The following is a 10,462-nucleotide window of genomic DNA, read 5'->3' as shown; positions in this document are numbered from 1 at the left end:
ACCCTGAAAGGGCTCAGTCTGCTGAACGGGCTACAGGCGGGAAAGCGGCCGTGAAACCCGTCATCGAGAGCAGCTGCAGATGCATCGGTTTGATCGTCGTCGAGAAGCTCGATAATGCGCGCGCCGATGTCGCCGAGCGCGAAAGCGCCAAGCCCCCCGCAGTCGTTGAACAGCGGGTCGCGGATCTCGTGACGTTGGGAGCGCTTGCACCGCCGGGGCCTGTCAAGAGGGGCGCCCCGACCGGCGACGTGCAGCTGCACCCACCGCGCCACGATCTGGTTGACATGTAAACCACAGAGATGTCATGGTTTACGTGTCAACTAGATCGGCGGAGGTGGTGTGGGCGCGGGACCTGCCCGGCGGAGAACTCGCGCAGGTCGCCCGGGACGGACGTCCCGCCCGGTCGTCACGAACCACGCACCGCTACACCCCGACACAACGAAAGCGTTGAGCGAAGTGAACACGATGGATGTTTCGCAAATCGAGTTCGGTATCGACAGCTTCGGAGACCGGCCCCGAAACGACCAGGGCGTGATCGTCTCGCACGCGCAGGCGATCCGCGCCGCGGTGACCGAAGCGGTCCTTGCCGACCAGGTTGGTATCGACGTTGTTGCGTTGGGCGAGCACCACCGGCCCGAGTACGCGATCTCCAGCCCTGAGACAGTGCTGGCGGGCATTGCGACAGCCACGAAGCGCATCCGGCTCGCCTCGGGCGTGACAGTGCTGTCCTCGGACGACCCGGTGCGAGTGTTCCAGCGGTTCGCCACGGTCGATGCGCTCTCCAACGGCCGCGCCGAGGTGATCCTCGGACGCGGTTCCTTCACCGAGTCGTTCCCCCTGTTCGGGTACGACCTCAAGGACTACGAGGTGCTGTTCGAGGAGAAGATCGACCTTTTCCATCGGCTCCTGGACGAGAAGCCGGTCACCTGGGAAGGCACCACGCGTGCCGCCCTGCACAATGCGGACGTGTACCCGAAGACGGATTCGGGACGTCTCAACACCTGGGTAGGGGTTGGCGGGACACCGCAGTCCGTGCTCCGCACCGCCCAATATGGCTTCCGGCTCATGCTCGCAATCATCGGCGGCGCTCCCGACCGGTTCGCTCCCTACGTGGATCTGTACCGGCGTGCCAGCCAGGAGTTCGGTACGACCGCACAGCCGATCGGGACGCATTCGCCCGGCTTCGTCGCCTCCACTGACGAAGAGGCCAAGGAGCTCTTCTACCCTGGGTACAAGGAGATCCGCGACCGGATCGGGGGGCAGCGCGGCTGGCCGCCGCTCCGCCGGGAGGAATTCGACGCCGAGGTGGACCGCGGGTCGCTGTACGTCGGCTCGGTTGAGACGGTCGCGGCCAAGATCGCCCATGCCATCCGGGTACTGAACGCGGGCCGGTTCGACATGATTTACTCCGCCGCCGGCACCGTTTCAGCCTCCGCACGTCTGCGTTCGGTCGAGCTGTACGGCACCCAAGTCATCCCTCGGATCCGCGAGCTTCTGGCCGAGCAGCCCGCGGCCACGGCGGGAGCGACGCGATGACCAACCCTGTCACCACTATCGGGATCCTGGGAGCCGGGAAAGTCGGCACCGTCCTGGCGCGCCTGGCGGTCGCCGCCGGCTATCGAGTCCTGATCTCCGGGTCCGGTGACCCCTCCAAGATCGCGCTTACCGCCAAAATCCTCACCCCCGGAGCGACCGCCGTATGGCCGGCCCAGGCCGCGGATGCCGCCGACGTGGTGGTCCTGGCTCTCCCTCTCGGCAAACACCGCGACCTCCCAGTCCCGAAGCTGGAGGGAAAGCTGGTCATCGACGCGATGAACCACTGGTGGGAGGTCGATGGTCCCCGCGACGCGATCCTCCCGCCCGACACCTCTTCGAGCGAAGTCGTTCAGCGGTTCCTGACGGGCGCACGTGTCGTGAAAGCCCTCAACCACATGGGCTACCACGACCTCGAAGACGGGGCTCGTCCAGCCGGCGGCCTCGGACGCAAGGCCATCGCGATCGCCGGTGACTCGCCCGAGGATCTCGCCGTCGTGTCTGCGCTGATCGACACTCTCGGATTCGACCCCCTCACCATCGGCGACCTCGCAGCGGGTGTCCGGCTCGAGCCCGGAACCCCCGCCTTCGGAGCCAATGTCGACGCCGACCGGCTTCGCGTGCTTACCGCCACCCCTGCTCCGACAAGACTTTTTGAGCACTCGTGACAGAAAAACAGAAGCGCCTCGGCCGGACCGGAGAACTGTGGCCACGCCGTGACGCTCTCTACAGAAAGACCGTCAGATGCCTCAAGGATTGACTGACAACACCGGTGCATCCGTGACGGTCGAGCTCGATCTCGCCAGCCCGATCAGCTCCTACACAATTGTTCGCGCCGAAGAAACACCCGTCGGCACGGCCGACTTCGTCGTCATACCTGGCGCAAGCGAAGAACGAATATTCTTCCATACCGAGGTGTTCCAGGATTTCGGTGGACGTGATCTGGTTGCGCTGCTGGTGAGCAAGGCACTCACAGACAGCATTCGCGAAAACGTCACCGTCGTGCCGTTGTGCCCGATGTTCGCTCGCCATCTGCGGGTGCATGGCGACGAATTTATCGCGAACGGTGGTGTGTTCCGTCAGCCGATACCTGACGACATAGGAGTAATCACGCGCGCCGCGCTCGGCGAAGCGTGAGGTCATCTCCCTGGGTTGCATCGACAATGTGACGCAGTGAAGCGCCGCCAGGTGCCTCCTGGTACCAGGGCGGACGCAACGCGGTTCTCACAGCGTGAAGATTGCAATTATGCATGGAGGACGAATGCGGCCAATCATTCCCGACTATCTGGCCGAGGTACTGAGAGATGTGGAGTCGGACACGTCCGGAGAGCCGGCGGGATACATCCCTGAGCTCGCAGCAGCGGACCCCGAGCGCCTCGGCGCGGCCTTTGCCATGATTGACGGAGAGGTCTATGGTGCCGGTGACATCGATATCGAGTTCACAATCCAATCGATCTCCAAGCCGTTCATATATGCGTTGGCCCTGTCTGATCGCGGATTCGACCCTGTGCTCGCCAAAGTCGGTGTCGAGCCGTCCGGAGAGGCGTTCAACGAGATCTCTCTCGAAAGCGATACGGGGCGCCCTCTCAATCCCATGATCAACGCCGGCGCGATCACCGTACACTCACTGGCCGGCGCGGAGGACCTGAATCCGACAGAGCGTGTGGAACGCGTGCTCCACGGCCTCTCGGCGTTCGCCGGTCGTCGACTGAAGATGGATGAGGCAGTATGTGCGTCAGAGATGGAGCACGCGCACCGCAACCTCGCCATTGCCCACATGCTCCGCAGTCACAATGTCCTCACCAAGGACCCAAGGGCCATCGTGGACGGCTACACCCGCCAGTGTTCCGTGCTCGTCACCACGCGAGATCTGGCCATGATGGCCGCGACGTTGGCCAACCGTGGGATGAACCCTCTCTCGGGTGAGCAGGTGGTGCCGGAACCGGTGGTGCGTCAGGTGCTGAGCGTCATGTTCAGCTGCGGAATGTACGACGCCGCTGGTGACTGGGCGACCCAGGTCGGTATTCCGGCAAAGAGCGGGGTGGCCGGGGGCCTGATCGGCGCGCTCCCCGGACAGATCGGCATTGCCACGTTCTCACCACGACTGGATGGTCACGGGAACAGCGTTCGCGGGCTGTCACTGTTCGAACGATTCTCTTCAGACATGGGTCTGCATGTGATGGAGGTCCCCGCCGCCGCGCGTGCCGTCGTGCGGTCCCACCATGTCGTTGGCAGCGGACCGAACGCGCTCCGGGTCCTGCAACTGCAAGGTGGCATCGGCTTTGCCGGAGCCGAGAGAGTTGTTCAGGAAGCCATGGACATTTCGCCCTCGGACGTCAGGGTGGCTTTGGACCTGACAAGGGTCTATTCGATCGACGACGTGGCACGGCGCGTGCTGCTGGAGGTCGCACGCCGGCTGACGCTGAGTGGTCACGAGGTCTACCTCGTCGACCCAGAATCGATCATGCCCGATCCCGATCCCGGCGATAGTGGCCGAGTCACAGTCGTAGACAACGTGGATCAAGCTGTGATTCCGACGCGGGGCAGCTCAGCACAGGAGCCAGCCGGAGGCGGAACGGCGAATCCTCTGACCCGCCTCCGATAACACGAAGTTCTCACAGGCAGATATGGGTCGGCGTCCGTTTCGTCGGCCAGAAGGGAAAGAAATCATGGGTTACATCACCGTCGGCACGGAGAACAGTACGCCGGTCGAGCTCTACTACGAGGATCAGGGTTCCGGGCAGCCGGTCGTCCTGATCCACGGCTACCCGCTGAACGGGCACAGCTGGGAACGTCAGACGCGCGAGCTGTTGGCCCAGGGCTATCGGGTCATCACCTATGACCGTCGTGGCTTCGGCCAGTCGTCGAAGGTGAACTCCGGTTACGACTACGACACCTTCGCCGCTGACCTGAACACGGTCCTTGAGACCCTCAACCTGCAGGACGTCGTCCTTGTCGGTTTCTCGATGGGCACCGGGGAACTCGCCCGCTACGTGACTCGCTACGGTCATGAGCGTGTCGCGAAGCTCGCCTTCCTCGCCTCGCTCGAGCCGTTTCTCGTCGCCCGCGACGACAACCCCGACGGGGTGCCGCAGGAGGTGTTCGACGGCATCGCCGCGACCGCAAAGGCGGATCGGTACGCCTGGTACAAGCAGTTCTACGCGGACTTCTACAACCTCGACGAGAACCTCGGCACCCGTATCAGCGAGGAGGTCGTGACCGGTAGCTGGAACGTCGCGATCCGCAGCGCTCCGGTGGCTGCGTACGCTGTGGTACCGGCATGGATCGAGGACTTCCGCGCCGACGTCGAGGCGGTCCGCGCGAGCGGCAAGCCCGCACTGATCCTGCACGGAACGAAGGACAACATCCTCCCGATCGACGCCACTGGGCGCCGATTCCACAAAGCACTCCCCGAGGCCGACTACGTCGAGGTCGAAGGAGCGCCGCACGGCTTGCTCTGGACCCACGCCGACGAGGTCAACACCGCGCTGCGCGACTTCCTCTCGAAGTGACGGTGGATGACCGGCTGTTCCCCTGACGGCTTCTCATGACGCGGAACCGCGTCATCGCCGCCGACGAGGGGCGTATGTGGCGCCGAACTGATGGTGAGGCGCCACATACGCCCCTCGAACGTGGAAGGGATACGACATGCCGTCGGCGGAGACCGCCCCGCTCAGACTATTGTCGCGGCCGGCAAACCCCTGCCCCTGGAGCGGTCCACGTACGAGTCATGGACACCGCTCGATGAGAACGCCGAACACGCCACCGAAGCCCCGTTGTTCACAGATCCGACCATCCCGGCGGAGACGGGTGTAACGCGGGAGCCGAGGAACTAGAAGAGGAAAGACAACAGTTCACACCACAGGAGAGGGTACCGACAAATGACTCAGCGGCCTGACGAACCATCCATCGAAGCAAGGGAAAAGACACCCTGGACGGCGAATAGTCCTGAATCCCCGATCCTGCCCGAGGACCTCCTGCTTCTGCTCTTTCAACCCGAGTCCGGAGTCATCGCCGGCGAGAACACCCTCTTCTACGTGCTCGCCGGGGCTGTGCTCGCGGACCTTGCCCTTCACGAATCCGTAGCCATTAAGACAACCCGGACCGGGTCCATCAACGTGGAAGCCGTCCGGGAGAAGGCGCCGCCGTCGGATGAGATCCTCCTCTCCGCCTGGGAGTATGTGTCGGACAAACCGCGTGGCGTGCAGACGGTGCTCCCCGCGATCGGTCCGAGACTCCGTCACCCCCTGTTGGAGCGCCTCATCGCACGCGGCGACATTCGCAGGGACAACCGCAAGGTACTCGGCTTCTTCAAGATGACCGTCCTCAAGGACAGCCAGAACGGGCGTCGGGCCGGCCTCCTCAAAGAAGTCCGTGACGTCCTCGTCGACGGTACGGAGCCAACCGCTCGCATCGCCGCACTTGCGGCTCTGATCTGGGCCAGCGGTGCGCTCCCCCAGTTCGACCCGCAGATCCCCTGGACCCCGGCGGTGATCAACCGTGCTCAGGAGCTGGAACGCGGCAACTGGGGTGCCGGAGCCACCAGCGAAGCGGTCACACGCACCATGACCGCAGTCATCGTCAATAGCGTCATCAGCACAGCCGCCGTGGCGTCGTCGCATCAGTGAGTGTTTTCACAGTGACCGCCGAGTCGCGTGGGCAACTCTGCTCATCGTCACCCGTGAGATTGACGACAGACGCGCCTACGGATCTCACCGTTGCACTACTCAGTCCGGCTGCCGAAGTCCAGCGCCAATGCGTAGTTCAGGAACGGATGTTCGCACGGACCGCCCCCTCGATGGGTGTCGACCCCGTGTTGAGTTCGAGGATCTGCGGACCGATCCGGGGCTCGTGGAGCAGTGCAGCGAGGGTAGCGGCGACGTCTTCGCGAGCGATCTCCCCATGGAGCTCCGCCGGCCCGAGAGACACGGTGCCGGTGCCCGGATCGTCGAGGAGGAGTGAGGGACGGAGAATCAACCAATTCAGATCGCTGCGGCTGAGTACGACGTCTGCACCCTTCTTCACGGCGAAGTAGTACTCGACTTCGTCCCCGAGGTCACGCTCCCGCCAGGATTTGGCCTCCGTCACTCGGCGGTGAGAGCTTCCGCGTAAGGGAAGATGAGCTTGCCGGAAGAAGATTCCGGTGGGGATACGACGATCTGCCTCGACCCGTTCCGGAATTGGCCGACCTCATGGCCGGACACTCCCTGGAACTGGACCTGCAGCACACGCGGTTCCGACCACTCTCCCTTGGCTCCGAACCTGACATCGCCCATGACGGTCGGGAAGGTCGCCTCCCGTGCGTACGCCGAGAGGCTCGCGTCGTCGAAACCGTCTGTCGCTTCGACAGCTTGGGCGACCACCTGCATCTGCGCATAGGCGAGTGGAGCCATGTAGTGTCCCAGGAGGCCGACACCGGCTTCGGCGGACTGTTCCTGGTAGGTGTTCAGCAGTTCCTGAACGCCCGGGAACATCATTTTGGGCACCGGCGCCCAGTACTCGTAGTTCACGAAACCGTTGAGCAGCGGGCCGAGCTGCGTCCTCACCGCCGTGTTCTGCGGTCCGATCATGGCACCGCCGACCATCTTCGGCCGGAAGTGATGAGAACGGATGGTGCGCGCCAGGCTGACCGAGTCGGCCAAATAGGAGCACAGGAACAACAGGTCACTGCCGCTTCGGGCGACCGCGTCGATCACGGGAGCAAAATCCTCGGTCGACAGCGGATACGTGGCTTCGTGGACCGTCTGTATGCCGTACTTCTCGGCATTCGCCTTGGCGCCGAGAACGGGATTGCGCGAGAACTCGGCGTCAGCAGCCACGAGCGCCACGGTTTCCGGCCGGGGAGTCTGCTCCGCAGCGAGCGCGAAGAACCCCTCCGTGAGTGCGGCGTTCGGATCCGGGCCGGTGGGGATCATGGCGAAGTAGTTCGGATAGAGGAGCGCGTTGTTGACGCCGAGGCCCATCAGCCCGACGAAGAAGCGCTCCCGCTCCACTATCAACGGCATGGCCGGCAGCAGGGTGTTGGTGCCGTATCCACCGATGACGAGATCCACGTCGTGCTCGTCGATCAGCCGCTCGTAGATCCTGGGAACGTTGTCGGCATTCCCTTCGTCGTACCGGACGAACTCCACAGGGCGGCCGAGAAGGCCGCCCCGGCTGTTGACGTCCTGACGCCAGATTTCATGGACCAGACGGGCCGACCGGCTGTTGTCCGCGAGGGAACCGGTTAACGACAGGCAGTACCCGATACGGATCGGTGCCGGGGCGGCGGCGATGTCAGGCCTCGTTTCCGGTGGGCGTGGCCAGGAGCTGCATCTCCCAGGCGAAGGCCACACCGCTGGCACCGCCGTGCTGCGCCTGGACCTCGGCGGCACCCTGCACGGTCTTCTCGCGGGCCCAGTCACGCTGCCACTCGCCCAGCACGGCCATCCAGGTGATCGGGACCACGCCCGCCTGGATCATGCGCTGCACCGCCATGTCGTGGGCCTCCTTCGAGACACCGCCCGACGCGTCGGTGACGACGAAGACCTCGAAGCCCTCGCCCGCCGCCTGTATCGCCGGCATGGCCACACAGATCTCCGTCCAGAGGCCGGCAATGATCAGCTTCTTGCGTCCTGTCGCCTTGACGGCATCCACGACACGCTCGTCCTGCCAGGTGTTGATGAAGGTCCTGTTGATCGGCTTCTGCTCCGGGAACACATCCTGCAGACCCTGGAGAAGAAGGCCGCCGCGCTCCTCCAGGACGGTTGTCAGAATGGTCGGAACGTCGAACACCTTGGCGGCCTTGGCGAGCCCGACGGCGTTGTTGATGACCATCGTCGGTTCGTGGCTGTGCAGGTTGGCGACCTGGAACGGCTGGTGGTCGATGAGGGCGAGCACGCTCTCCTCGGGCGTCAGCAGCGCGCCGAGTCCGGCCTTGTTCTCAGTACTCACGAGATTCCCCTTCTGGAACTTTGCGTCCGCGGGTCTCCGGCAGTGCACCGACATCTCGATGCCCCGCAGTGAGGCAGATACGGGATGGCCGGGCTGGCGACCCCAAACCATTTGGTTGACGCATCATCTACGCTAGATGCCGATGATTGACGCGTCAACTAGCGTCGGTCTTGGGCGTTCAGGCGAGCTGGTCAGGCATGGCCATCGGTGTCCGTGAAGCGCAACTGGGCTGCGAGGTTGGGGCACTGCGGACCATCAGCCGTATCCCAGTCGGCCGCCCTTGTGATCCTGACCGCGCACGACAATCACCGGCCGCGCTGGTATGGAACCCGGACAGCATGAGGCGCCGACTGCATCGCCCGCACCAGCGCAGCCCATCTCACACGGTCTCTACAACCTGTGCCAGGTGGGATCGTCAGCTCGGAGCAGGCGGCTACGGCCAATCCAACAGAGCCGCAGCCCCAGGTCTGCATCAATCAAGATCCGGACCATTCCCGGGCCGGCGGTCCCGACAGCGTCCCGACGGCTGCCATATTCACAGGTCAGCGAACTGCTTGCGCTTTACCACCAGCAGACCAAGAACCTGCTGTGAGCGCTCCGACACGGCAGCCCCCTCCACGAGGCAGCACCACTACAGCAGTCGCACGTCTTGTAGAACCTCCACAAGGTGACAGACCGAGCAGCAAGCCCGTGCGCCAGAGCATGCGACGGTCCGCCGCCGGATCGGAATCTATGCGGTGGTCACCCAATGACAACGCCACCGCAATAGAGGTGCGCCACGAACCCCGCCGACATCTGATGACGCGTCAGTGGAGTGAGCAAAGGGTTAGCAAGTGTCCTGCCACAGCCACCCACAGACGGACACACCCTCGACGGGCACGGCACAACGCAAAGGGCTTACAGCACGCCCAGCCGCCCAGCGGCCGCACGGGACCTGTGAGGGACGACGTGGAACGGCCGACTGGTCGTCACCAGCCCATCAGCCATTCCCACAGGTCAGCGGACCCTTCCCCGCGGCTTCAGCGGCGTCGCCGGCAGCTCGGGGGCCAGCAGGGGATCCCCGTCGTACCCCTTCACCACCCCAAATCTCGACCCTTCCATCCAGTCCTGACGCGCCTGTGCGATCTCCTCCTGCGACCGTCCGATCCAGTTCCAGAACATGATGAGCTCCTCCTCGAACGGCTCACCGCCCAGGAGCATCAGCCCCGCGTCCGACTCGGCGCGCAGCGGCAGTTCACTGCGTCCGCAGCCGAGGTAGAGCATCGAGCCCGGCAGCACCGGCACCCCGTCCACGTGGGCCTCGCCGGACATGGACAGGACGGCGTACTCGAAGTCCGGCTCCAGCGGCAGGCGTACGTCCGTGCCGCGGGCCAGGGCGAGGTCGGCGCCGACAATCGGGGTGTACGTCGTGCCGGGCGAGGTGGCGCCGTCGAGGTCGCCGAGGATGAGCGTCGCCTGCAGGCCCGGTGCCGTGACGACCGGCAGGTCGGCGTGGTGCTCGAAGCGGGGGTCGGTGTGGCGGTGGCCGTCCGGCAGCGCGACCCAGAGCTGGGCGCCGTGCAGGAAGCGGGCGTGGGACTTCGGGCTCTCCTCGGAGTGGCTGATCGCCCGGCCGGAGGTCATGAGTCCCAGTTCGCGCGGGCGGATCGTCTGGAGGCTGCCGGTGGAGTCGCGGTGCAGCACCTCGCCCTCGTGCAGCCAGCTCACCGTCTGCAGCCCCATGTGCGGGTGGGGCGGCACCTGCATACCGGGTTCGTCCGCGATGTCGTCGGGGCCGTAGTGGTCGACGAAGCACCAGGCGCCGACCATGCGGCGGCCCAGGTTGGGCAGCAGCCGGCGGACTTCGCTGGACTCGCCGAGCTTGACGCGGCGGGGGCTGAGGAGTTCGCGTACGGGCTCGGCCACCACGAATCCACGGCCGCCGCACACGGCGGGAACCGCCTCGCGATCAAGATTGCTCATGGCGACAACCTAGTAGATTGTCGCAACTTAGTTT

Annotated in this window: 11 protein-coding genes; 6 read left to right on the top strand and 5 right to left on the bottom strand. The window is 64.7% G+C overall.

Annotated features, from left to right (window positions below):
* Nucleotides 1-260, bottom strand: a 260-nt coding sequence (locus StrepF001_RS46775) for a hypothetical protein (RefSeq protein ID WP_206307139.1), incomplete at its 3' end; no start/stop codon positions are given.
* Nucleotides 261-465: 205 nt separating this feature from the next.
* Between StrepF001_RS46775 and StrepF001_RS42835 the strand changes: the two genes are divergently transcribed.
* The 6 genes from StrepF001_RS42835 (at nt 466) to StrepF001_RS42810 (ending at nt 6,161) form a co-directional block, all read left to right on the top strand.
* The gene (locus tag StrepF001_RS42835; protein WP_129803492.1) at nt 466-1,536 is read left to right on the top strand and encodes an LLM class flavin-dependent oxidoreductase; all 1,071 of its coding nucleotides are present in this window, start codon (nt 466-468) and stop codon (nt 1,534-1,536) included.
* Complete coding sequence (locus tag StrepF001_RS42830; protein WP_129803488.1) at nt 1,533-2,201, top strand: NAD(P)-binding domain-containing protein; 669 nt, start codon at nt 1,533-1,535, stop codon at nt 2,199-2,201. Before StrepF001_RS42835 ends, StrepF001_RS42830 begins: the two co-directional genes overlap by 4 nt.
* A 112-nt stretch (nt 2,202-2,313) precedes the next feature.
* The gene (locus StrepF001_RS42825) at nt 2,314-2,670 is read left to right on the top strand and encodes an N-acetyltransferase (RefSeq protein ID WP_206307138.1); all 357 of its coding nucleotides are present in this window, start codon (nt 2,314-2,316) and stop codon (nt 2,668-2,670) included.
* A gap of 124 nt (nt 2,671-2,794) precedes the next feature.
* Nucleotides 2,795-4,138 carry a glutaminase gene (locus StrepF001_RS42820; protein ID WP_129803486.1) on the top strand — a complete coding sequence of 448 codons (1,344 nt, stop codon included), beginning with the start codon at nt 2,795-2,797 and terminating at the stop codon, nt 4,136-4,138.
* A 64-nt stretch (nt 4,139-4,202) separates the two neighbouring features.
* Nucleotides 4,203-5,045, top strand: a complete 843-nt coding sequence (locus tag StrepF001_RS42815) for an alpha/beta hydrolase (RefSeq protein ID WP_129803485.1) — start codon at nt 4,203-4,205, stop codon at nt 5,043-5,045.
* A 369-nt stretch (nt 5,046-5,414) separates the two neighbouring features.
* Complete coding sequence (locus StrepF001_RS42810) at nt 5,415-6,161, top strand: GPP34 family phosphoprotein (protein ID WP_165396565.1); 747 nt, start codon at nt 5,415-5,417, stop codon at nt 6,159-6,161.
* A 136-nt stretch (nt 6,162-6,297) separates the two neighbouring features.
* On the opposite strand, the gene StrepF001_RS42805 is transcribed toward StrepF001_RS42810, so the two are convergent.
* The 4 genes from StrepF001_RS42805 to StrepF001_RS42790 form a co-directional block, all read right to left on the bottom strand.
* Complete coding sequence (locus StrepF001_RS42805; RefSeq protein ID WP_240797972.1) at nt 6,298-6,621, bottom strand: NAD(P)H-binding protein; 324 nt, start codon at nt 6,619-6,621, stop codon at nt 6,298-6,300.
* The gene (locus tag StrepF001_RS42800; RefSeq protein ID WP_206307137.1) at nt 6,618-7,868 is read right to left on the bottom strand and encodes an amino acid ABC transporter substrate-binding protein; all 1,251 of its coding nucleotides are present in this window, start codon (nt 7,866-7,868) and stop codon (nt 6,618-6,620) included. The genes StrepF001_RS42805 and StrepF001_RS42800 overlap by 4 nt, the downstream gene beginning before the upstream one ends.
* A complete protein-coding gene (locus StrepF001_RS42795; protein WP_129803484.1) occupies nt 7,810-8,466 on the bottom strand; it encodes a hydrolase in 657 nt (218 codons plus the stop codon). Before StrepF001_RS42795 ends, StrepF001_RS42800 begins: the two co-directional genes overlap by 59 nt.
* Before the next feature lie 996 nt (nt 8,467-9,462).
* Nucleotides 9,463-10,428, bottom strand: coding sequence for a pirin family protein (locus tag StrepF001_RS42790; RefSeq protein WP_129803483.1), 966 nt, complete (start codon nt 10,426-10,428; stop codon nt 9,463-9,465).
* Nucleotides 10,429-10,462: the final 34 nt, after the last annotated feature.

The sequence above is a fragment of the Streptomyces sp. F001 genome (assembly GCF_004187715.1).
GTDB classification, from domain to species: Bacteria; Actinomycetota; Actinomycetes; order Streptomycetales; family Streptomycetaceae; genus Streptomyces; species Streptomyces flavusporus.
This window is presented reverse-complemented; position numbering and strand designations above follow the sequence as displayed.

Excerpts from the sequence above, each read along its gene's own strand:
- StrepF001_RS42835 (WP_129803492.1), top strand. The coding sequence starts at position 466 with ATGGATGTTTCGCAAATCGAGTTCGGTATCGACAGCTTCGGAGACCGG.
- StrepF001_RS42830 (WP_129803488.1), top strand. The coding sequence starts at position 1,533 with ATGACCAACCCTGTCACCACTATCGGGATCCTGGGAGCCGGGAAAGTC.
- StrepF001_RS42820 (WP_129803486.1), top strand. The coding sequence starts at position 2,795 with ATGCGGCCAATCATTCCCGACTATCTGGCCGAGGTACTGAGAGATGTG.
- StrepF001_RS42815 (WP_129803485.1), top strand. The coding sequence starts at position 4,203 with ATGGGTTACATCACCGTCGGCACGGAGAACAGTACGCCGGTCGAGCTC.
- StrepF001_RS42810 (WP_165396565.1), top strand. The coding sequence starts at position 5,415 with ATGACTCAGCGGCCTGACGAACCATCCATCGAAGCAAGGGAAAAGACA.
- StrepF001_RS42790 (WP_129803483.1), bottom strand. The coding sequence starts at position 10,428 with ATGAGCAATCTTGATCGCGAGGCGGTTCCCGCCGTGTGCGGCGGCCGT.